Origin of the sequence: Streptococcus sp. CF8_Ac1-9 (assembly GCF_024295565.1) — a bacterium.
GTDB lineage: Bacteria > Bacillota > Bacilli > Lactobacillales > Streptococcaceae > Streptococcus > Streptococcus parasanguinis_X.
In genome coordinates, this window is sequence record NZ_JANCOY010000002.1 from 329472 (window position 1) to 352417 (window position 22946).

24 protein-coding genes are annotated in these 22946 nt (G+C 43.3%); 20 read left to right on the forward strand and 4 right to left on the reverse strand.

Features of this window, described 5'->3' with window-relative positions; translation table 11 throughout:
* Positions 1-65 precede the first annotated feature (65 nt).
* From NML76_RS04965 to NML76_RS05020, 12 genes are all read left to right on the forward strand, one after another.
* Positions 66-1439: a M20/M25/M40 family metallo-hydrolase gene (locus tag NML76_RS04965; protein ID WP_003013394.1), complete on the forward strand. Its 1374-nt coding sequence runs from the start codon at positions 66-68 to the stop codon at positions 1437-1439.
* Positions 1432-2499, forward strand: a complete 1068-nt coding sequence (locus NML76_RS04970) for a methionine ABC transporter ATP-binding protein (protein WP_045759787.1) — start codon at positions 1432-1434, stop codon at positions 2497-2499. The genes NML76_RS04965 and NML76_RS04970 overlap by 8 nt, the downstream gene beginning before the upstream one ends.
* Positions 2496-3188 carry a methionine ABC transporter permease gene (locus NML76_RS04975; RefSeq protein WP_003008487.1) on the forward strand — a complete coding sequence of 231 codons (693 nt, stop codon included), beginning with the start codon at positions 2496-2498 and terminating at the stop codon, positions 3186-3188. Before NML76_RS04970 ends, NML76_RS04975 begins: the two co-directional genes overlap by 4 nt.
* A 12-nt stretch (positions 3189-3200) precedes the next feature.
* Complete coding sequence (locus NML76_RS04980; protein ID WP_049492390.1) at positions 3201-3788, forward strand: MptD family putative ECF transporter S component; 588 nt, start codon at positions 3201-3203, stop codon at positions 3786-3788.
* 125 nt (positions 3789-3913) lie between these two features.
* On the forward strand, positions 3914-4108 hold the full coding sequence (locus NML76_RS04985; protein ID WP_254732976.1) for a helix-turn-helix transcriptional regulator: 195 nt from the start codon (positions 3914-3916) through the stop codon (positions 4106-4108).
* A 28-nt stretch (positions 4109-4136) separates the two neighbouring features.
* Positions 4137-4619 carry a DUF6773 family protein gene (locus tag NML76_RS04990; protein ID WP_049492393.1) on the forward strand — a complete coding sequence of 161 codons (483 nt, stop codon included), beginning with the start codon at positions 4137-4139 and terminating at the stop codon, positions 4617-4619.
* Positions 4620-4629: 10 nt separating this feature from the next.
* Positions 4630-5121: a DUF6773 family protein gene (locus tag NML76_RS04995; RefSeq protein WP_254732865.1), complete on the forward strand. Its 492-nt coding sequence runs from the start codon at positions 4630-4632 to the stop codon at positions 5119-5121.
* A 150-nt stretch (positions 5122-5271) separates the two neighbouring features.
* A complete protein-coding gene (locus NML76_RS05000) occupies positions 5272-6255 on the forward strand; it encodes a rhodanese-related sulfurtransferase (RefSeq protein ID WP_254732867.1) in 984 nt (327 codons plus the stop codon).
* A 99-nt stretch (positions 6256-6354) separates the two neighbouring features.
* Positions 6355-7260 (forward strand): DUF4299 family protein, encoded by a 906-nt coding sequence (locus tag NML76_RS05005; protein WP_254732869.1) that lies wholly within the window; start codon positions 6355-6357, stop codon positions 7258-7260.
* Between the two features lie 162 nt (positions 7261-7422).
* Complete coding sequence (locus NML76_RS05010; protein WP_049492406.1) at positions 7423-8196, forward strand: nucleoside phosphorylase; 774 nt, start codon at positions 7423-7425, stop codon at positions 8194-8196.
* A gap of 153 nt (positions 8197-8349) precedes the next feature.
* The gene (locus NML76_RS05015) at positions 8350-9102 is read left to right on the forward strand and encodes an SDR family oxidoreductase (RefSeq protein ID WP_049492410.1); all 753 of its coding nucleotides are present in this window, start codon (positions 8350-8352) and stop codon (positions 9100-9102) included.
* Positions 9103-9185: 83 nt separating this feature from the next.
* Positions 9186-10088: a carbohydrate kinase family protein gene (locus tag NML76_RS05020; protein WP_118227886.1), complete on the forward strand. Its 903-nt coding sequence runs from the start codon at positions 9186-9188 to the stop codon at positions 10086-10088.
* A 216-nt stretch (positions 10089-10304) separates the two neighbouring features.
* Here the strand turns inward: NML76_RS05020 and rsmG are convergent, their stop codons facing one another.
* Complete coding sequence (gene rsmG / locus NML76_RS05025) at positions 10305-11018, reverse strand: 16S rRNA (guanine(527)-N(7))-methyltransferase RsmG (protein ID WP_049492417.1); 714 nt, start codon at positions 11016-11018, stop codon at positions 10305-10307.
* 70 nt (positions 11019-11088) lie between these two features.
* On the opposite strand from rsmG, the gene NML76_RS05030 reads away from it, so the two are divergent.
* Both NML76_RS05030 and htpX read left to right on the forward strand, forming a co-directional pair.
* Complete coding sequence (locus tag NML76_RS05030) at positions 11089-11649, forward strand: LemA family protein (RefSeq protein WP_023918932.1); 561 nt, start codon at positions 11089-11091, stop codon at positions 11647-11649.
* 1 nt (position 11650) lies between these two features.
* Positions 11651-12547, forward strand: a complete 897-nt coding sequence (gene htpX / locus NML76_RS05035) for a zinc metalloprotease HtpX (protein WP_118095475.1) — start codon at positions 11651-11653, stop codon at positions 12545-12547.
* A gap of 29 nt (positions 12548-12576) precedes the next feature.
* On the opposite strand, the gene NML76_RS05040 is transcribed toward htpX, so the two are convergent.
* The 3 genes from NML76_RS05040 to NML76_RS05050 all read right to left on the reverse strand — a co-directional run bounded on the left by NML76_RS05040 (position 12577) and on the right by NML76_RS05050 (position 14939).
* Positions 12577-13794 carry an MFS transporter gene (locus NML76_RS05040; protein ID WP_049492423.1) on the reverse strand — a complete coding sequence of 406 codons (1218 nt, stop codon included), beginning with the start codon at positions 13792-13794 and terminating at the stop codon, positions 12577-12579.
* Positions 13791-13967 (reverse strand): hypothetical protein, encoded by a 177-nt coding sequence (locus NML76_RS05045; RefSeq protein WP_254732871.1) that lies wholly within the window; start codon positions 13965-13967, stop codon positions 13791-13793. The genes NML76_RS05040 and NML76_RS05045 overlap by 4 nt, the downstream gene beginning before the upstream one ends.
* Positions 13968-14078: 111 nt before the next feature.
* Complete coding sequence (locus NML76_RS05050; RefSeq protein WP_254732873.1) at positions 14079-14939, reverse strand: helix-turn-helix domain-containing protein; 861 nt, start codon at positions 14937-14939, stop codon at positions 14079-14081.
* Between the two features lie 204 nt (positions 14940-15143).
* Between NML76_RS05050 and NML76_RS05055 the strand changes: the two genes are divergently transcribed.
* The 6 genes from NML76_RS05055 (at position 15144) to NML76_RS05080 (ending at position 22915) form a co-directional block, all read left to right on the forward strand.
* The gene (locus NML76_RS05055) at positions 15144-15683 is read left to right on the forward strand and encodes a DUF177 domain-containing protein (RefSeq protein ID WP_156671850.1); all 540 of its coding nucleotides are present in this window, start codon (positions 15144-15146) and stop codon (positions 15681-15683) included.
* Positions 15684-15807: 124 nt separating this feature from the next.
* Positions 15808-17286 (forward strand): flotillin family protein, encoded by a 1479-nt coding sequence (locus NML76_RS05060; RefSeq protein WP_003008427.1) that lies wholly within the window; start codon positions 15808-15810, stop codon positions 17284-17286.
* Between the two features lie 169 nt (positions 17287-17455).
* The gene (gene gndA, locus NML76_RS05065) at positions 17456-18880 is read left to right on the forward strand and encodes an NADP-dependent phosphogluconate dehydrogenase (protein WP_003004949.1); all 1425 of its coding nucleotides are present in this window, start codon (positions 17456-17458) and stop codon (positions 18878-18880) included.
* A gap of 9 nt (positions 18881-18889) precedes the next feature.
* Entirely contained in the window at positions 18890-19588 is a 699-nt protein-coding gene (locus tag NML76_RS05070) for a response regulator transcription factor (protein WP_049492430.1), read from the forward strand.
* A gap of 236 nt (positions 19589-19824) precedes the next feature.
* Complete coding sequence (locus NML76_RS05075) at positions 19825-22017, forward strand: PTS transporter subunit IIBC (protein ID WP_049492508.1); 2193 nt, start codon at positions 19825-19827, stop codon at positions 22015-22017.
* Positions 22018-22102: 85 nt separating this feature from the next.
* Positions 22103-22915 (forward strand): endonuclease/exonuclease/phosphatase family protein, encoded by an 813-nt coding sequence (locus NML76_RS05080; protein WP_049492433.1) that lies wholly within the window; start codon positions 22103-22105, stop codon positions 22913-22915.
* Positions 22916-22946: the final 31 nt, after the last annotated feature.

Sequence of the window (22946 nt, forward strand, 5' to 3'; positions counted from 1 at the left end):
TCTCAAGTGTATGAAGGAGGTGGAGAAGCAATTCTCTACCTCTTATCGTGTATTAGGAGGAATGCATGCCTTTTGCAACAGAAGCGGAACAAATCCGTAAATTTGAAAATGATGAGGTCGCACAACATTATTTTGAAGTGTTGCGAACATTGATTTCAAAAAAATCCATCTTTGCCCAACAAGTTGGTCTCAAGGAAGTGGCCAACTATTTGGGGGAAATTTTTACAGCTGCAGGAGCCAAAGTCGAAGTTGATGATAGCTATACAGCTCCTTTTGTGATTGCCAAATTTTTCTCGCCAAATCCTGAAGCCAAAACCATCATTTTTTATAACCACTATGATACGGTACCAGCTGATGGAGACCAACCTTGGACGGGAGATCCCTTCACCTTGTCAGTTCATTATGGAACCATGTACGGTCGAGGGGTTGATGATGATAAGGGGCATATCACAGCTCGTCTCACAGCTCTTCGAAAATACATTCGTGAAAGTGGCGATTTGCCAGTCAATATCACCTTTATTATCGAAGGGGCAGAGGAGTCTGCATCGACTGACTTGGATAAATACTTGGCCAAACATAAGAAACACTTGCGTGGGGCAGACCTCTTAGTGTGGGAACAAGGTACCCGAAATAATCAGGGTCAGTTGGAAATTTCCGGTGGTAGCAAAGGGATCGTCACCTTTGATATGGTGGTGAAGAGTGCAGAAGTGGATATCCATTCCAGCTATGGTGGCGTGGTGGACTCTGCTTCTTGGTATTTGTTAAATGCTATCGCCAGTCTTCGTGACAAAGAAGGCCGAATCTTGGTGGATGGGATTTATGATCAGATCCAAGAACCCAATGAACGCGAACTAGCTTTGATCGAGCAATATGCCAACAAAGGACCAGAAGATGTAGCGGAAACCTATGGTCTAACCCTTCCAATCTTGAAGGAAGACCGAAAAGAATTCCTGCGTCGTTTCTATTTTGAACCAGCCCTGAATATTGAAGGTTTTGGCTCTGGTTACCAAGGACAAGGTGTTAAAACGATTCTTCCGGCAGAGGCGCGTGCCAAGATGGAGGTGCGCTTGGTTCCAGGTCTAGATCCCAAGGATGTCTTAGAAAAGATCAAGCAACAATTGAAGAAAAATGGCTATGATCAGGTCGAATTGGTCTATACTCTCGGTGAAATGAGTTACCGAAGTGATATGAGTGCCCCATCGATTTTAAATGTCATACGGCTGGCCAAAGATTTCTATAGAGAAGGAGTTTCTGTTCTTCCAACAACAGCAGGGACAGGCCCCATGCATACGGTCTTTGAGGCTTTGCAGGTGCCGATGGCAGCCTTTGGAATTGGGAATGCCAATAGCCGGGACCATGGGGGCGATGAAAATGTGAAAATCGCCGATTATTACACCCATATTGAATTGATAAAGGAGTTAATAGCAAGTTATGAGTAAAGCAATGATTCAGCTGGACCACATTGATGTGACCTTCCAGCAAAAGAAACGTCAGATCCAAGCTGTCAAAGATGTGACCATTCATATCAATGAAGGTGATATCTATGGGATTGTAGGTTATTCTGGAGCCGGGAAATCGACCTTGGTTCGGGTGATCAATCTCTTACAAGTTCCAAGTGCCGGAACCATCACTGTGGATGGGGATGTGATTTACCAAGATCGGGTGACCTTAAAACCGGCTGCTCTTCGAGAGAAACGTCGGGATATCGGGATGATCTTCCAACACTTCAACTTGATGGCTCAAATGACCGTCGCAGAAAATGTAGCCTTCGCTCTTAAACATTCAAATTTAAATAAAGAACAAAAGAATGAAAAAGTGGCGAAATTGTTGGATCTAGTTGGTCTAGCTGACCGTGCAGAAAATTACCCAGCCCAATTGTCTGGTGGTCAAAAGCAACGGGTGGCGATAGCGCGTGCCCTTGCCAACGATCCAAAAATTTTGATTTCAGATGAGTCAACTTCAGCCTTGGATCCAAAGACGACCAAACAAATTCTAGCTTTGTTGCAAGAATTGAATAAAAAACTTGGTTTAACCATTGTCTTGATCACCCATGAGATGCAAATTGTCAAAGATATTGCCAACCGGGTAGCTGTCATGCAAAATGGCGAACTGATTGAAGAAGGGTCTGTGTTAGATATCTTCTCGAATCCGAAAAATGCTTTGACGCAAGACTTTATCACGGTTGCAACAGGAATTGATGAAGCCATGGTGAAAATCAATCAACAAGCGATTGTGAAGAACTTGCCTGATGATTCGATTTTGGCGCATCTCAAGTATGCAGGTTCTGTGACAGATACAGCTATCATCAATGATATTTACAAGCAGTACCAAGTATCTGCCAACATTTTATTTGGGAACATCGAGATCCTTGATAACACACCTGTTGGAGAGTTGGTGGTCATCTTATCAGGTGAAAATCAAAATCTGGAAACGGCCAAAGCTGAGTTAGAAAATGCAGGAGTTTCCGTGACTATTGTGAAAGATGGGAGAAAAGCATGATCCAGTTAATTCAAACATATTTACCAAATGTCTATAAATTAGGGTGGTCTGGCCAGTATGGATGGGGAACCGCTATTTACTTGACTCTTTACATGACCGTTATTTCCTTCATTATTGGTGGATTTTTAGGTTTGGTGACAGGACTTTTGTTAGTCTTGACCCGTCCAGGAGGTGTCATCGAAAATAGAATCGTTTTCCAAATTTTGGATAAGATTACTTCCTTGTTCCGCGCCATTCCTTTCATTATCTTGTTGGCCTTTATTAATCCCTTGACCTACTTGCTCTTGAAAAATACCATCGGTCCTACAGCGGCCCTTGTTCCGCTGTCTTTGGCTGTCTTTCCATTCTTTGCTCGCCAAGTCCAAGTAGTCTTGTCAGAATTGGATGGAGGCGTGATTGAAGCAGCACAAGCCAGTGGGGCAACCTTCTGGGATATTGTCGGTGTCTACCTGCGTGAAGGACTTCCTGATTTGATCCGTGTAACAACAGTGACCATCATTTCCTTGATTGGAGAAACCGCCATGGCGGGTGCCGTTGGTGCTGGAGGATTAGGAACCTTAGCCATCAACTACGGGAAAAACATGTTTAACAATGATGTCATCTTTGTGGCGACCCTATTGATCCTGATTCTGATCGTTCTGGTCCAATTTATCGGGGACTTCCTTTCGAAGAAAATTAGCCACCGTTAGGATCAGTATCCAATGAATAGAATAAATGTGAATCAAATAAAACAAGTTGGAGCCTTCATCTTCCTCTATTTTCTTGCGATTGGACTGGGGGTCTTAGTTGGAAATCTGGTCGATCATCAAGGAAATATGTTTTATGCTCCTGCCTTTTCAGCCTTGTTTGGCGGGATGATCTACCGCTATTATCTAGAAAAAATAAAAGGAGTTGGATCTATCTTTATAGTTGGCTGCGTGATTGGATCCTTCTTCCTCTTTTCGCGTCATGGTGCAGGGGCCTTTATTCCAGCCTTGATCGCCGGAAGTTTTGCGGAAATGGTCGCCTTAAGTGGTCGTTTTCGCTCGAATTTACGAAATGCTTTGTCTTTTGTCATTTTTGCCTTTGCGACGACAGGGCCCATTCTTATGATGTGGTTCTATCCAGCCAGTTACCGCATGTCGTTACTGGATCGTGGTAAATCGATAGACTATGTCAATCGGGTGATGGTATCACCAGATCTAGCGACCATCACTTGGTTTGTCCTCACGGTCATATTGGGTGCTGGATTAGGATGGGGACTATCATATATCCTACAGTCATTTCTAACAAAAAGAAGAGGAAACTAAGAAAACCTGGGAAACCAGGCTTTTTTTGTTTTGTAAAAAATATTTTTTACAAAATGCAAGATATATATTGCAAAATAGAAAATATAGTGTATAATAGAGCTATAAAAATAAGAAAGGAAAAGCCTGTGGCGAAAAATCTCAAATTAAAAATGGCCCGGGTCGAGCATGATATGACCCAGGGGGATCTTGCAGATGCCATTGGAGTGACGCGCCAGACCATCGGTCTGATTGAGGCGGGAAAGTATAACCCAACCCTCGGTCTCTGCCTTGCCATCTGTAAGACCTTGGATAAGACGCTGGATCAACTGTTCTGGGAGTAACAGTTTTAATAATAGAAAGAGGAAGAATATGAAACAAAAGAAAGAACCAATTGTAAAAGATGAACGGACTATGCTACTTGATGGAAAAATCGCAGGAGAACTTGTCCTTGGCATGACCTGCTTTATTGCCCTATCTGCCTTTGTGAAGTCCAGTATCCTGGACTTAGACCTAGTCGCTTATCTCCCCGAGATGTTCCTTCTGATTGCCATGGGGGCTTATGCTCTGCTAAGAAGGATCAGTTCAGGGATTGATATCCGAGATGTGTTAGAAAAAGATAGCTGGTTGAGTCGCCTTGGGTCAGGTCTAGTCTTTGCTGTGCTGATGATAGCCATGGATGTGATTGGAAAGCGAGAGGCAACGAGCTTTATCTTGAGTCCCAAGTATCTGATCAAAATTTTATTAGAAATCATCGTTTTTGCCATCCTGACAGATCTGCTTGAAAAACCACTTGCTCTTATCAATCGGAAAAAACAAGAGAAGATCGAGGCAGAGTTAGAGGATGAAGAATAAGGAGAAAGCAATGAGATTACAATTGCTGAACAAACAAATCATAGATGAACGAGAAGAAGGCTTAGCTAATAAGGCTGGTGCTGAGACAGCCGGTTTTCTTTTCCTTGCCTTAACTGTTTTTAGTGTGGGATCCATTTTTACATCTAAGGTGGGGCTCAGTCCAATCATGGTGGTAGCCTTACTCATCGTCTCAGGATTGTATTACTCTGTTCGTTGTCAACGATTGGGTGTGAAATTTATCAGTTATAGCTATCTAAATGTGACGGGAATTGTAGCAGTAACCTCTATTCTTTCCTTGTTCATCTGGGCTCAAAATTTTCAATTAAACCAAGCTGTCTATCAGGCAAATCCCTTCCATTCAAAAATCTTACTGGTACTACCTATTACCTTTTTACTGAATCTTCCAATTGTATGGGGAGTCAATACCCTTGTAATGCTTCTTGCAAAAGTTGAGAAAAAACGCTATGAAGCCTATCTAGATCAGTTGGAAAAGGAAGAGTAGAAAGTTGGAACCTTGGTTTCGTCGTATAAAAGTCTGGGAAACCAGGCTTTTATTTTTCAGTCAAATAAATTGCATTCGTTTTCTTGGGAGAGTATACTGGTATAGTTGAATGAAAAATTCTGATAATTTAATCTTAGAAAAGAGAATGACATGGCAAAACCTATTCGTGTATTACTTTACTATAAATATGTTCCCATCGAAAACGCAGAACAATTTGCGGCTGATCACTTGGCTTTTTGTAAATCAATCGGCCTTAAAGGTCGTATCCTAGTCGCTGACGAAGGGATTAACGGAACCGTTTCTGGTGACTATGAAACAACGCAAAAATACATGGACTACGTTCAAAGCCTTCCAGGGATGGAAGACCTCTGGTTCAAGATCGATGAGGAAGAAGAGCAAGCCTTCAAGAAGATGTTTGTACGTTATAAGAAAGAGATTGTCCACCTTGGTTTAGAAGATGATAATTTCGATAATGACATCAATCCTCTTGAAACGACAGGTGCTTATTTGTCTCCAAAAGAGTTTAAAGATGCTCTTCTAGACGAAGATACAGTCGTCCTTGATACTCGGAATGACTACGAGTACGATCTTGGTCACTTCCGTGGGGCTATTCGTCCTGACATCCGTAACTTCCGTGAATTGCCACAATGGGTTCGTGATAACAAGGAAAAATTCATGGACAAGCGTGTTGTCGTCTACTGTACTGGTGGAGTCCGCTGTGAGAAATTCTCTGGCTGGATGGTGCGTGAAGGCTACAAAGATGTTGGTCAATTGCATGGCGGAATCGCCACTTACGGGAAAGACCCAGAAGTTCAAGGCGAACTGTGGGATGGGAAAATGTACGTCTTTGACGAGCGGATTGCAGTCGATGTCAACCATGTCGATCCAAGCGTTGTCGGAAAAGACTGGTTTGATGGAACACCATGCGAACGCTATGTCAACTGTGGAAATCCTTTCTGTAACCGTCGCATCTTGACCTCAGAAGAAAACGAAGACAAGTACCTCCGTGGCTGCTCACATGAGTGCCGAGTTCACCCTCGCAATCGCTATGTAGAAGAACACAACTTGTCACAAGCAGAAGTTCGTGAGCGTTTAGCCCTTATCGGTGAGACGCTTGATGGAGCACCTGCATAATGGAAACAAACAGTCTGAAAGCTCAGGCTGTTTTTATATGGAAATTGATTGAAAATTGTGCTATACTTTAGGTAAGCGATTTCACAAAGGAGAAAACAAATGAGTATCGTGTTTTCAATCAAAAATAAAAAGAGCTTATTTGGCTATCAGAAAGTACTCGCAGCACAGGAAGTTCTTAAATTAGTGGAAGGGTTGACGACCTACAACTATGATCCTGCCACCCTTCATCGTCCCTTAAATGATTTTGAAGGTTTGAACTGTATCGTATTTGGTAAGAGCGGTCTTCCTCTGCAGTTACGCTATTTTGATGAGGAAGAGTCTTATCAGATTCAGGTGCCCTCTTTTGCGATAGAAGAAGATTGGCAGTTGGCCCTTCGATGGCTTAGTCGCCTCGCAGAAGTATTAGGAACGGAGATTGTGGCCAGCGACGGCGTGAGCTATACTCCAGATTCTATTTTCCATTTTGATTATGAAGTCGTCATCCTAGAAACGCTGGGTAATTTGACGAAAGAAAAAGATCTAAAAGAGTTTGAAGTACAAGGCTTCGCTCATCTGGTTTATTTGGATCGGGATACAGTGCAGGAAGTCTTGAACCATGTCCATCCACTAGAAGCCTACTCTGCCTTTATCAAGAAGATTCAATATAGTGCAGCTTATTTCAGTCAAGTCCGTTTTTATCAACAGGAGGAGACAGGAGCCTTCTTAGCTAGCTATAGCTTGACAGAAGATACGGATACGGTCTTGCCAAGCGTGCCACATGTTCCTGCAGAATATGTAGAAATTGTGGGCTTAGCGGGTATCATTGATTGGCGAGTTCTATTGGTTGCGATCGATGGAGATCCTGATAAGCCAGAAAGTTACCATCCAATTGGTTCTCTTGCTCTGAAGAGTCTACTGGAAGCACTAGAGCCAGATGAATTCCAGTTGCTTGATGCTAGTCAAATTGAAATTAAAAAATTGTCCAAAGAACGATTGCTAGAATTAGCGCAATTGGAGAACAAGTAAAAAATATCGAAGTGAACTGTTCTTCCGACGTTTGATCCGAAAAATCTAACGTCTGGGAGCAGTTCTTTTTTTTTTTATGCTTCTTCCTTTGATCAAAAACCAATGACTAGGCTAATTATGGTATAATAGGGGCCTAGAAGTAGAATGAAAGAGGTGCACGAAATGCTGTTAGAAGAATTTGATGCCAATCGACAGGCGATTATCAATCCACAAGACTTACACCAACCAATTGAAGGATTTCCCAAAGTAGTCATCTCTTGCTTTTCAAGAGTAACTTTTGCTCGCCTCCTTGAAAATTATGAACATGAGGTCATTGCAAGAACCTCCATGGCCAATTTTGAAGTCGTGGTCTATGGGATCACTATTGGAGACCAACAGATTGGTGCCTTTAATGCACCAGTTGGGGCTGCTTCCTGTGTGGGGATTATAGAGGACCTGATTCAATTTGGGATGGAAAAACTGGTGCTCTTTGGAACCTGTGGGGTTTTAGACCGTGATATCGAAGCGACTTCCATCATCATTCCAACGGCTGCTCTTCGCGACGAGGGGACCAGTTACCACTATCTTCCGGCTAGTGATGAAGTGGAAGTAAACAAGAAAAACCTTCCTCTCTTCCAAGCCTTTCTTGAAAGCCACAAGGTTTCCTATCAGTCAGGAAAAGTGTGGACGACAGATGCACCCTACCGGGAAACCATCGACAAGATGAAGCGACGAAAGGAAGCGGGAGCCATCTGTGTGGATATGGAATGTTCGGCAGTGGCAGCCTTAGCAGCTTATAGGGGCTTTGAGCTCTGCCATTTCTTCTATGCAGCTGACCACCTCTCGGAAGAAAAATGGGATATCCGAACCTTATCTAGTCATGAGGATTTAGATAGCAAGGATCGAATCGCGGAGTTAGCCATCCAATTTGCGCTCTTATGGGAAAAGGCGAACTAAATGAAAGAAGTAATGATTGAACTGAAGGATTTTTCCTTCCAATACAAGAAGTAATTTTGCAAGTGAGGGATGGTTCATCTAGATTCTAATTCGAGACAGAACCTGATGGATCTGCTCAATCTGAATTTTTTTACAATCCATGGAGGTAATGACATGTCAGAAACGATTTTAGTAACAGGAGCTTCAGCTGGCTTTGGTCAAGCGATTTGCCGTCGTTTAGTAGCAGATGGATATCGTGTGATCGGATCAGCTAGACGCATCGAAAAATTACAGGCCCTCCAAGAAGAGTTGGGAGAAGCCTTTTATCCCCTGCAAATGGATGTGACGGATCTTTCTCAGGTAGATCATGCACTTGCCAGTTTGCCAAAAGCTTGGGAGAAAGTGGATGTTTTGGTCAATAATGCTGGCTTGGCTCTAGGCCTCGCCCCAGCTTATGAAGCAGAGGTCGCAGACTGGCTGACCATGATTCAGACCAATATTGTTGGTTTGACCTATCTGACAAGGAAAATCTTGCCCCAGATGGTGGAACGAAATGATGGCTATATTATCAATTTGGGCTCTACAGCAGGAACTGTGCCTTATCCAGGGGCCAATATTTACGGGGCATCCAAGGCTTTTGTCAAGCAATTCTCCCTCAATCTTCGGGCGGATCTAGCTGGCAAGAAGATTCGTGTCAGCAATATTGAACCCGGTCTTTGTGAAGGGACAGAGTTCTCTTCTGTTCGCTTTAAAGGAGACGAAAAACGGGTAGAAGCCCTCTATCGTGATGCCCATGCCATTCAACCTGAAGACATTGCTAACACCGTAGCTTGGTTGATCCAACAGCCCAAGCATGTCAATGTCAATCGGATTGAAATCATGCCGGTTTCCCAAACCTTTGGCCCTCAACCCGTTTATCGTGATTAAAAAGAGAAGCAACCACTCCACAAGGGGTTGGTTGTTTTTTATGTTTCCTCTGGTATAATAGAAGGCAAAGTAAGGAGAAAAAGATGACAGCTGCGTTAATTATTGGTTCTACAGTTTGTGATGTGATGATCTACTTGGATCGTTTGCCAAGTCGTGAAGGAGATGCCCATATTGATCACCAGCAATGGTCTGTGGGAGGTTGTGCCTTTAATGTCGTTAATATCCTTCATTTTTTGTCGCAACCCTACCAGTTTGTCTCGCCAGTCGGTTCTGGAATATATGGTGATTTTATTCGGAGAGAATTGAAACAATTAGGGATTTCCTCTAGCATCTCATTAGAAGGGGCCAATGGTTGCTGTTACTGCTTTGTAGAGTTTGATGGTGAGCGGACCTTCTTATCGGACCACGGAGTGGAGTATAGCTTCCAAGCAGAGTGGCTAAAAGAGATTGAGACAGATCGGTTTGATTACATCTACTTATGTGGCCTTGAAGTCGAGGAGCCAACTGGTCTTGCATTGGTCCAGTCTGTTTCGCAACTAGAAGGCCAGGTGATTTTCGCACCTGGGCCACGTGGACTCTTGATTCCAAAGGATCGATTGGAAGCCATTTATGATCTGCATCCAATTCTCCATGTTAATGAGGCTGAAGCACTGGCTTTTTCAGGGTGTAGAGAGATCCAGCCAGCCATCGAACACTTGTATCAGAGAACGGGACAAATAGTCATTGTCACCTTGGGTGAAAACGGAGCGGTTGCCTATGATGGCAACTGGTATGAGGCAGACGGTTTTCCAACAGAAGTCGTCGATACAGTAGGCGCTGGAGATAGCCATGTAGGAGCCTTTATATCCGCTCGTCTAGAAGGCTTAGACATCGCGCAAGCCTTAAGCTTTGCCAACAAAGTCTCTAGCCAGATTGTTGCAAGTAAGGGCGTTCATCTGACAAAAGAGCAGCAAGAAGCCCTGCGAACAGAATTGAAACAAAAATAAAAAAGAGAGTGGGACAGAAATCGGTAATTCGTTAGAATTCGATTTCGTCGTCCCACCTCCGCACAGTTGAGTAGGGCTGTAAAAGCTGATGAAATTAGCGTAGTAGAGCCCACTCAACCACTGCGTCTTGCTTGACAATCCAAAAATAATTGAGAGGCTAGGACTTTTGTCCCAGCCTCTTATTTGACTTTTATCCTCTTAGCCCTTTGTATCTTACTACAATGGCCGCTTATTGGGCATACCTGCTTTTCTTGGGTATTTATTGGGGGTTTCTTTTTTCTTTTCGACAACAGTGATATAGCGTGGATCCCCGTTTGGCAATTCATACTGTAGATTGTCTTCAACCTTGCTAAAGAGCAGGTTAAGGGCATTTTTGGCTTCTTCCAACTCTTCTGGAGCATTGCTGGCCTTGAGAGCAAGAAGTTGTCCTCCTACTTTCAGGTAAGGAATGGTCAGTTCAGAGAGGACCTGCATGCGGGCAACAGCGCGGGCAGTTACGATATCAAATTGGGCACGAAAAGCCTTATCTTGTGCAAAGTCCTCCGCACGTCCATGGTAGAAATGAACTCCGCTCAAACCTAACTCTTCAGCCAGCAAGTGGAGAAAATTGATCCGCTTATTAAGGGAATCAATGATGGTCACATCCAGCTCAGGGAAAAGGATCTTCATGGGTAGGCTTGGAAAGCCGGCGCCAGCTCCGATATCCAAGAGACGGATGGGTTGGTTTTCGATCAAACCTTGTAAAATGGGTGCGATCGAATCATAAAAATGCTTGAGATAGACTTCGTCTTTTTCGGTGATGGCAGTGAGATTAATCTTTTCATTCCATTCCACGAGGAGCTCGAAATAGCGTTCGTATTGCTCTTTTTGACGATCAGTTAATGGAAAGCCGAGATCGGCTAAACGGACATAAAATTCTTCTGGTTTCATGCTTTTATTTTACCACAAAATAAGGGAAATTTGATATACTGGTAGAAAGAAATGAAAGGAATTCAATAAAATGATTTGGATTATTCTTGGGATCATTGTGGTCCTTGTGTTGATTGTAGTAGGAGTTTACAACGGTTTGGTGAAAAGCCGGATGCAAACTCGTGAAGCATGGAGTCAAATTGATGTGCAATTGAAACGTCGGAATGACTTGATTCCAAACTTGATCGAAACCGTTAAAGGCTATGCCAAGTACGAAGGAGATACACTAGCAAAAGTGACTCAACTTCGCCAACAAGTAGCGCAAGCTTCTTCACCTGCAGAAGCAATGGCAGCCAGTGATGCTCTTTCACGCCAAGTAGCAGGCATCTTTGCGGTGGCTGAAAATTACCCAGACTTGAAAGCCAACACCAACTTCATGCAATTGCAAGAAGAATTGACCAACACAGAAAACAAAATTTCTTATGCTCGTCAATTGTACAATAGTGTCACAAGCAATTACAATGTCAAGTTGGAAACTTTCCCAACAAACGTAATTGCTGGAATGTTCGGCTTCAGACAAGCTGAATTTCTTCAAGTGCCTGAAGAAGAAAAAGCAGTACCAAAGGTGGACTTTAGCGGATTAGGAGACTAATATGCTCTTTGACCAAATTGCAAGCAATAAAAGGAGAACCTGGATTCTCCTTATTGCTTTTTTCATACTCTTAGCTCTTATCGGAGCAGCCGTTGGTTACCTCTGGTTAGGCTCCTCCCTTGGTGGCGTCATCCTAGCTTTGATTATTGGTGGGATTTATGCCTTTAGCATGATTTTCCAATCCACGGAAGTTGTCATGCGGATGAATGGGGCGCGTGAAGTGACGGAAGAGCAAGCCCCTCAGCTCTACCATATTGTACAAGATATGGCTATGGTAGCTCAGATCCCCATGCCTCGGGTCTATATTGTAGATGATCCTTCTATGAATGCATTTGCGACAGGGTCCAATCCTCAAAATGCTGCTGTTGCAGCAACGACAGGTCTTCTAGCTGTGATGAACCGTGAGGAATTGGAGGGAGTCATCGGACATGAAGTCAGCCACATTCGCAATTACGATATTCGCATCTCTACGATTGCAGTGGCCCTTGCCAGTGCCATCACCATGCTTTCTAGCATTGGTGGCCGGATGATGTGGTGGGGCGGTGGTCGTAGCCGGGACGATGATCGAGAAGGTAGCGGTGGTTTGGAGATTGTAATTTTGATCCTTTCCTTGCTTGCCATCGTTTTAGCACCATTAGCAGCGACCTTGGTCCAGTTAGCCATTTCTCGTCAACGGGAGTTCCTAGCAGACGCTTCAAGTGTTGAATTGACACGGAATCCTCAAGGAATGATAAATGCTTTGTTAAAGCTAGACAATAGCGAACCAATGCAACGACATGTCGATGATGCGAGCAGTGCTCTTTTTATCAACGATCCAAAAAAAGAATCCGGATTGCAAAAACTCTTTTATACCCACCCACCCATTGCTGAACGGGTGGCTCGCCTAAGAAAAATGTAAAAAAAAAAATCCACCAAACGGTGGACTTTTTATTTGGTTGTTAAGAGGAGGGTAGTGAAACCAAGCATGGCAAAGGTCCCCCAAGCTAGGGGAAGGCTCCAGATAGCTAGACTAGAAAAGAGAGCTGTCCCAAGTGGCATGGCAAAGCTGACCATCAGTCCCAAAAAGCTAGAGGTAGAAGCTAATTTTTCAGCAGGCAATTTGCTCATTAAAAGACTGGAAACTTTTGGGTTGATTTTTGCTACAAGATAACCAAGGAAAGTGATGAGTAGAAGAGAAAGAATGTCCCAGTGTACCAGGATATTTGTGAGCCCAAGCATGGTCAGCCCACCTGCGATCCACAGGAGGATATGATGGAGCGATTGTTTGGAAAAATAGTCATGGGGTGTCAAGCTAGCCCAGACCATGCTTAAAATAGTCACAGCCTCTAAGATCAAGAGGGATTGGCTAAAACTCAACTGAAAGAAGGGGGAGTGAAGCAGTTGCAAATTGTAGATACCAGAGATGGATCCCCCTAGGGCATTGATGAGAACCAATGAGAAGAGCAACTTGCCAAAGTGGTGAACCTCCTCATCTGCAAAAATACTTTTTGCGTTCTGGTACATCTCTTGGCAATCGTGTACCAAAGATTTCTTACTTTTGGGCTCAATGACGGGAGCATGTGTCAGCTGCTTTTTTCTCATCAGGAGACAAGTGGAAGACAGGAGAAAAGTCACGGCATTGATCGAAGCGACCATAGCAAAATTTTGATGGCTGATAGCTAGCAGCCAAACTCCTAGAGCTTGTCCAGAAATCGAACAGACCATGCTAAGCAGTTGGTTGAAGGAATAGGCCTCCATCAAATCCTCGTCGGGGATGTTCTTTTTCATGATAGGGAGTTGCAAACCTCCGCGATAATCACTCAAACAATCTGAAACAATGTTTAAGAAGCAAACAATCGAAAAGGCAAGGTAACCCGGAATCTTGGTCATGAGAGCAATAAGGATGAAGAGGCTGGCTTGAAGATAGCCAATGCGGATCAACCAGTTAGCTTTTTTCTTCGTGCGATCAGCCTTCATTCCGACAAAAATGGTAAAGAGGCTAGGAATAAATACAATGAGATTGGCAATGCCAACCGCCAGACTCGGTTGTGGCATGCTGGCAGCAAAGACCACAAAGACCAGATTGTAGATGGCAGCACCAAGGGTATTCAAAAAGCGAGAAAGACTAAGTAAGGCAAAAATCTTATTACGGACTAAGAGTTTCATAAGCCTTCCTCCTTCACGTGATCAGTTGGTATGACTTGTTTGATAGATCGAAAGATCTGTTTGAAGAGATCCAACTTCTCCTTTTCAGAGAGAGCTAGTTCCTGATCCTTCAGATAAACGCAGGTATGTGAGAGAAGAAAGCGGAGGAAGTGGTTTTTTAGTTTGGTCATCATGGGAAGAACCTTCTTTCTTTACTTGATAGTCCTATTGTAAACCTAAAAAGCAAGAAAAAATTAATGTTGCATATTTTCAACAAAAACTCACAGAGTAGATCTGTGAGTTTTTTAGGTTTCTTTGATGAGTTCCTGCATGCCCTGTCTGTAATAGATGGCGCTGTCCTTACAATCCAGAATAGAGAGAACCTGGATGGCCTGTTCCATCTTTTCTAGACCAGCTTCTTTTTCTCCCTTTCGATAGAGAAGTTCCCCTTTGGCATAGAGATAAACCGTCCGAAGGTAGGCTTCGTTTTCAGAGTAAAAGTGGTCCTTGATCAGCTGATCAAAATAGGTTGCATCTTCAAATTCTTTTGAACTAATGGCCAGAAAAAAACCATTGAGAAAAATAGAGTTGAGGGCAGGCAGAGAAGAGTCTAGGAGAAGCTTGAAGTCCTCCCGTTGGACCAATTCCTCTGTGTATTGTCGATAGAGCTGACTAGAGAAAAGAGGAGAGGTCAGTGAAAATAGGCTTAACTCAAAATTTCCCCAGATCATGACAGAGAAGAGATAGTCATAGAGGAAATCTAGTTCCTCTTGGCTAGCGGCCAACTCTACCTCAGGATAGTTGCCAAGCATTTGGGCCTTGAGAATAATGCTGGCTAATAAGTCTTCTTTTTTGTGATCTTTCTGATAGGCTAGCTGGTAGCTTTGGTACAAGGCTTGATCATGTTCCAAGCTCATGTTCTCATAGTGCTCTTTCAACAATTTGGGAATAAAAGAGTGCTGATCGATCCCTGCTAGATGAGAGAACTCACTGAGACTTGTTTTGATCTGTTGAAGGGCCTGAAAAAACCGTTGCGTGGTCAGGTCATTTTCCCCTCTTTCAAATCGAGATAGCATGGAGCGTGAAAATTCGCCACCCGTAGCCTCCTCTAAAGAGATGTGGCGACTTTCACGTATTTGCCGAAAAACTGCTCCGATATCTTTCATGAATTCTCCTCTATCTAACATTGCTCAATGCCCTAGCCAGTGACCCTCTTTTGTCCAAGAGATGGTGGGACCTTGTGTACAACACCAATTGGCCTAGTTACTGTATCTTTTTTCATGATTATAACAAATTTTTGAGGAGACTTCTTGGTTGAGGGGCAGCTTCATGATATACTAGTAGTATCTAGAAGATTTGAGGACAAAAGAATGAACCTATTTACACAAGAAATCCGTAAAAATCCTGAAGGACTAGCCTTTGATCAAGAGTTGGATTTGCTCAAAGAATTGCAAAAGCGTAATCCAGAAATTCTTGATTTAAAGAATGTGACGGCGACAGGACGAGTTGCCTATGATACAGGCCTCTATATCTTGGATTATCAGTTGAGCTACACCATCGTTTTGGCATCTAGCCGAAGCATGGAGCCTGTTGAGATAAAAGAAAGCTATCCTGTAACAGAAGTGTTTGCGGAGGATGTACAGTCTGACGCAGATATCGAAGCTCTTGAGGAAGATCTGATCCTTCCAATCGAAGGTGGGAAGATTGACCTGAGTGAAAGCGTAGCGGATAATATCCTGCTCAATATTCCTCTCAAGGTTCTCACTCCAGAAGAAGAGGCTGGACAAGGTTTTATCGAAGGCAATGATTGGAAAATCCTATCCGAAGAAGAATACCAAGCCGCTCAAGCGATTAAGAAAGAAGAAAACAGTCCTTTCGCTGGTCTCCAAGGTTTATTTGAGGAAGAATAGGCTAGGGATGACATATTAAAAATCTCAACATAAATACAGGTCTTTTCTTTGAGGAAAGGCCTTCTTTTGATATACTAGGATTAATAAACAACAGAGGGGAGACCTCTAAAAAAGGAGAAAAAGTATGGATACTTTATTTATTCCAGGTTGGTTGATTACTGTTGTAATCGTAGCCATTCTTGTATTGATCTTGTTGGTCAAAGGGTATGTCAATGCTAAACCCAACGAAGTCGTGGTCATTACCGGTCTTCGGAAGCAACGTCACTTGCGTGGGAAAGCTGGCTTTATGATTCCCTTTGTCGAACAACGCTCTTATCTTGATATTGAGCAATTCTCGACAGATGTTCGGACGTCAGAAGCAGTCCCAACACTGGACTTCATTAACGTCCGTGCCGATGCAGCTGTTAAATTAAAAATCGGTACAACCGATGAAATGATTGCCCGGGCTGCAGAAAACTTCTTGAACTGGAATACGACAGATATTTCCAATTCTGTCCAAGATGTCTTGGAAGGAAACCTGCGGGAAGTGATCGGTCAGATGGAGCTCCGTAAGATGGTCAATGACCGTCAAGAGTTTGCCTCAAAAGTGCAGGACAACGTAGCACCAGACTTGGCAAAAATGGGTCTAGAAGTCATCGCCTTTACGGTTCAATCCTTCTCTGATGAAGGGGGAGTCATCGATAACCTCGGGATTGAAAATGTTGAAACCATTAAGAAAGATGCCTTGATTGCCAAAGCCAAAGCAGAACGTGAACGCAAGGAAGTTGAAGCAGAACAAGATAAATTGGCTAACGACAAACGCGTCGCAGCCGATCTTGAAATTGCGCAAAAACAAAACGAATTAAAACTCAAACAAGCAGCCCTCAAGCAAGAAGCAGATATTGCCCAAGCAAAAGCGGATGCCGCTAAAGGGATTGAGGCAGAGGTGCAACGTCGTGAACAAGAGCGCGTGGCAGCCGAAGCTAATATCATGAAACAGGAAAAAGAAGCGGAAGTCAAAGAGCGCGAAGTTAAGGTTCGTGAGCAAGAATTGGATGCCAACATCCGCAAACAAGCTGAAGCTGAAAAATATGCGCGTCAACAAGCTGCAGAAGCAGAATTGATTGAACGCCAACGCAAGGCGGAAGCAGAACTCTTCGAAACACAAAAAGAAGCCGAAGCTCGAAAAGCCCAAGCCGAAGCTGAGAAATTTGCCCAATTGCAAGAGGCCGAAGCTATTGAGGCTAAAGGTCGTGCCGAGGCTGAAGCCATTCGCTTGAAACTGGAAGCCGAAGCCAAAGGTTTGGACCAAAAGGCCGAAGCCATGAAGAAAATGCAAGAAGCAGCCATTACTGAAATGGTCGTTGACAAGTTGCCTGAAATTGCGCGTGCTGTCGCTGAACCATTAACCAAGGTTGATAAGATCACCATGTACGGGGAAGGCAATGCTTCTAAGATGGTGGGCGATATTATGCAAAGTATCGACCAAGTCTCTCAAGGAGCTGGATTTGATATTCGTCAATTGCTAGCAGGAGCTCTTGGAGTTAATATGACGGTCAATAAACTCAAAGAAGGAGAACAACCGGTCATTGAAGCAGAGGAGTTAGCTTCAAAAGAAGATTAATGACATTCATCAAGAAGTGTCTGAGAACTGTTTCTCGGGCACTTTTGTTTTTAAGATCAAATGACTTGCATGATCTTCTCCCTCTTAGAGAAGGTGGGAAGCTATTTTCTGCTTTCTTTTGAGGAGGAAAAATGGTAGAATAAAGGCAAACTATAAAGAGGAGTGTCACATGACTAAAGCAAACTTTGGTGTTGTTGGTATGGCCGTAATGGGTCGTAACCTTGCCCTTAATATCGAATCTCGTGGCTACACAGTTGCCATTTATAACCGTAGTAAAGAAAAAACAGAAGATGTAATTGCTTGCCATCCTGATAAAAACTTTGTGCCAAGCTATGATATCGAAAGCTTCGTAAACTCTATCGAAAAACCACGTCGTATCATGCTCATGGTTCAAGCCGGACCTGGTACAGACGCAACCATCCAAGCCCTTCTTCCACACTTGGACAAAGGTGATATCTTGATCGACGGAGGAAACACTTTCTATAAAGATACCATCCGTCGTAATGAAGAATTGGCGAACTCAGGAATCAACTTTATTGGTACTGGTGTATCTGGTGGGGAAAAAGGTGCCCTTGAAGGTCCTTCAATCATGCCTGGTGGGCAAAAAGAAGCGTATGACTTGGTAGCTGACGTTCTTGAAGAAATCTCTGCAAAAGCGCCTGAAGATGGAAAACCATGTGTGACTTACATCGGTCCTGATGGAGCTGGTCACTACGTGAAAATGGTCCACAACGGTATCGAGTACGGGGATATGCAATTGATCGCAGAAAGCTATGACCTCATGCAACACTTGCTTGGTCTTTCTGCAGAAGACATGGCTGAAATCTTCACTGAATGGAACAAGGGTGAATTGGACAGCTACTTGATCGAAATCACTGCTGATATCTTGAAACGCAAAGACGACGAAGGTCAAGATGGACCAATCGTAGACTACATCTTGGATGCTGCAGGAAACAAAGGAACTGGTAAATGGACTAGCCAATCAGCGCTTGACCTTGGTGTACCATTGTCACTCATCACTGAGTCAGTATTTGCTCGTTACATCTCTGCCTACAAAGAAGAACGTGTACACGCTAGCAAGGTTCTTCCAAAACCAGCTGCATTCAAATTTGAAGGAGATAAGGCTGAGTTGATCGAAAAAATTCGTCAAGCCCTTTACTTCTCAAAAATCATCTCTTACGCACAAGGTTTTGCGCAATTGCGTGTTGCTTCTAAAGAAAACAACTGGAACTTGCCATTTGCGGACATCGCATCTATCTGGCGCGATGGATGTATCATCCGTTCTCGTTTCTTGCAAAAGATCACAGATGCTTACAACCGCGATGCAGATCTTGCTAACCTTCTATTGGATGAGTACTTCTTGGATGTCACTGCTAAGTACCAACAATCAGTTCGTGACATTGTAGCTCTTGCTGTTCAAGCAGGTGTACCTGTACCAACCTTCTCAGCAGCCATCACTTACTTCGATAGCTACCGTTCAGCGGATCTTCCAGCGAACTTGATCCAAGCACAACGTGACTACTTTGGTGCTCACACATACCAACGTAAAGACAAAGAAGGTACCTTCCACTATTCTTGGTACGACGAAAAATAATCTTGCTCTATGGTCAAACGAGTTCTACTAGTAGAAAATGAGAAGCAAATCGCGCGCTTCATTGATTTGGAACTTCAAAAAGAAGGGTATCAAGTTGATGTGGTCGAGGATGGAAAAGCGGGTCTGGCCTTGATTGCTGCGACCAAATATGATCTGATCTTGTTTAATTACGATTTGTCAGATATGTCTGGTGAAACATTCGCAGAGGAAATCAGTCGGATTCGCCCAGCTTCTGTTTTGATTGTTTTGGATAGCCGCGAAAAAATTGCTGAGCACAAAGAGAGTATTCAGCGCTTTGCCGTTTCCTATATGGTTAAACCCTTTATTATCAGCGATTTGGTAGATAAAATCACAGCCATTTTTAGAGGACGTGATTATATTGACCAACATTGTAGCCAGATGAAAATCCCAACATCATACCGCAATTTGCGCATTGATGTGGAACACCATACCGTCTATCGTGGGAAAGACATGATTAGTTTAACCCGCAGAGAGTATGATCTCTTAGCGACTCTGATGGGAAGCAAAGGGGTGGTGACACGAGATCAGTTGTTGGAAAGTGTCTGGAAGTACGAGAGTACAGGTGAGACTAATATTGTGGACGTCTATATCCGTTATCTCCGTGGGAAAATTGATCTACCCGGTCAAAAAAGCTATATTAAGACCGTTCGTGGGATTGGCTATGCCATGCAAGACACATTAGAATAAAATATTCGAACCCTTAGAGGGTTCGAATATTTTTATGACTCAAGGGAAACGTTTGCGTTTGGAAAGGATGTGTTTTAAAAAGGATTTGGCTAAAAAAAGATAAAAAAAGATAAAATTTAGAGAAAAAAATGAATGTAAGGCTTTACAAATTTTTAAAATGTGGTATACTAGAAACAAATTAAGCGCAAACGTTTTCTTAAAAACAAAAGCCTTAAACAATATAAGGAGGTTGAATGATGAATAAAGGATCATTCAAAAGTTTATTTAGCTTTGAATTCTGGCAGAAGTTTGGTAAGGCCTTGATGGTCGTTATCGCTGTCATGCCAGCTGCTGGGTTGATGATTTCAATCGGGAAATCAATCCCTATGATCAACCCGAATTTATCTCCACTTGTTATTACAGGTGGGATTCTCGAACAAATCGGTTGGGGGGTTATCGGTAACCTTCACATCCTCTTTGCACTCGCTATCGGTGGTAGCTGGGCCAAAGAGCGTGCTGGGGGTGCCTTTGCGGCTGGTCTCTCTTTCATCTTGATTAACCGTATTACCGGTGCAGTTTTTGGAGTTACATCTGCAATGTTGGCTGATAAGGATGCTACCGTTCATACGATCTTAGGTGGATCAATTAAAGTTGCAGACTACTTCATTAGTGTCCTTGAGGCACCGGCACTTAATATGGGGGTGTTTGTAGGGATTATCTCAGGTTTTGTTGGAGCAACTGCTTTCAATAAATACTATAACTACCGTAAACTTCCAGAAGCCCTTTCTTTCTTTAACGGGAAGCGCTTTGTCCCATTCGTTGTTATCGTTCGTTCAGCTCTTACAGCCTTGGTTTTGGCAGCCTTGTGGCCAGTGGTTCAATCAGGAATTAATGGATTCGGTGTCTGGATCGCCAACTCACAATCAACAGCTCCAGTATTGGCACCATTCTTGTTTGGTACCTTGGAACGTCTTCTCTTGCCGTTTGGTCTTCACCACATGTTGACCATTCCAATCAACTATACTCAATTGGGTGGTAGCTACCAAGTTCTTACAGGTGCTGCCAAAGGAACAACTGTATTTGGACAAGATCCACTTTGGTTAGCTTGGGTAACAGACCTTGTTAACTTGAAGAAGGCAGATCCTAGCCAATACCAACACTTGCTTCATGCGTACACACCAGCTCGTTTCAAAGTTGGTCAAATGATTGGATCATTTGGTATCTTGATGGGGGTTGTAGTTGCTATCTATCGCAATGTGGACCCAGATAAGAAAGAAAAATACAAAGGGATGCTTTTTGCAACTGCCCTTGCTACATTCTTGACAGGTGTTACAGAACCAATTGAATACATGTTCATGTTCATTGCAACACCATTGTACTTGATCTACGCCTTTGTTCAAGGTGCTGCCTTTGCAATGGCTGACTTGGTTCACCTTCGTGTCCACTCATTCGGTTCAATCGAGTTCTTGACACGTACCCCAATGGCCATCAACGCTGGTTTGGCATTAGATATCTTTAACTTTGTATGGGTAACAGTCCTCTTTGCCTTTATCATGTACTTCATTGCTAACTTCATGATTAAGAAATTCAATTATGCAACTCCAGGACGTAACGGTAACTATGAACAAAATGATGATGCCCCTGCAGGAGATGGTGCAGCAGCAGGTGCTGCTACAAGCTCAGCAAGCTCACAAGTCATTAACATTATCAACCTTCTTGGTGGACGTGCTAACATCGTCGACGTTGACGCATGTATGACTCGTCTTCGTGTAACCGTTAAGGATGCTGAAAAAGTAGGAACAGAAGAACAATGGAAAGCTGAAGGCGCTATGGGTCTTGTCATGAAAGGACAAGGGGTCCAAGCGATCTACGGACCTAAAGCTGACGTATTGAAATCTGATATCCAAGACGTTCTTGATTCAGGTGAAGTTATTCCTGAAACACTTCCTAGCCAAATGACAGCAGTTCAAAAAGCTGAAGCAACCTTTAAAGGGGTAACTGATGAAGTGCATTCCGTTGCAGATGGTGAAGTGATCAACATCGAAGATGTGAAAGATCCTGTATTCTCACAAAAAATGATGGGTGACGGATTTGCGGTTGAGCCTGAAAATGGCCACATCGTTTCACCAGTTGCTGGTAAAGTTACTAGCGTCTTCCCAACCAAACATGCCCTTGGTTTGGTAACAGATAATGGTTTGGAAGTCTTGGTTCACATCGGTCTAGATACTGTTAGTCTTGAAGGAAAACCATTTGAGGTTAAAGTTTCTGAAGGTCAAACAGTGGCTGCTGGAGACCTCTTGGTAGAAGCAGACCTTGATGCGATCCGTGAAGCTGGTCGTGAAACTTCAACAATTGTTGTCTTCACAAATGCAGATGCGATTAAATCCGTTAAGGTCGAACATACTGGTAAATTGGCAGCAAATGCGCCAGTTGCAACAGTAGAATTATAAAAGACATCGGCAAAGAAAATGAGGTTGGGGCAGTGCACCCGGCCTCTTGCCGTTTCTTGATTTGGAGAGAAGGAGAAATCAGGGGATGAAATTTTTAACATTAAATTCCCATAGTTGGATGGAAGAGAATGCTCAGCAAAAATTTGAAACCCTCAAGGAACAAATTTTGGAAGCGCAATATGATGTGATCTGTTTCCAAGAGGTCAATCAAGAAATGGGCTCAGAAGCAGTCGAAACAGATGAGTATTATCAAGCCTTGCCATCATCTGTAGCCATTCACAAAGATCACTTTGTTCGCGTATTGGTAGAAGAGTTAGCTGCTCAAGGACTCCACTATTATTGGACTTGGGCTTATAACCATATTGGCTATGATCACCTCAATGAGGGTGTGGCCGTTCTTTCGCGTCAACCCTTGAAGGCGGATGAGATTTTGGTATCCAATATGGATGATCCAACGGACTACCATACTCGTCGAGTAGCCGTTGCCCATACAAGTGTAGATGGCAAAGAGATTGCTGTTGCCAGCGTCCATCTTTCTTGGTGGGACAAAGGTTTCCAATTTGAGTGGCCACGCATTGAGAACTACTTCAGCCAAGTAGGCAAACCCTTTATTCTAGCTGGTGATTTCAATAATCCTGCCGGTCAAGAAGGGTATGAGACGATTCTATCCAGTTCCCTTAAGCTTCAAGACAGCTTTATCGAAGCTAAAGAAACAAAGGGGACTTATACTGTAGGTCCTGGAATCGATGGCTGGACGGATAATCAAGTTCCATTGCGAATCGATTACGTCTTTGCAAGTCCAGAATGGGACATCCAGCGTCTACATGTCATTTTTGATGATCAAAACAAACCCCATGTCAGTGATCACTATGGCTTAGAAGCCGAATTATCACTTTAATATAAATGGAGAGTCGAAAGGAAAACGATTT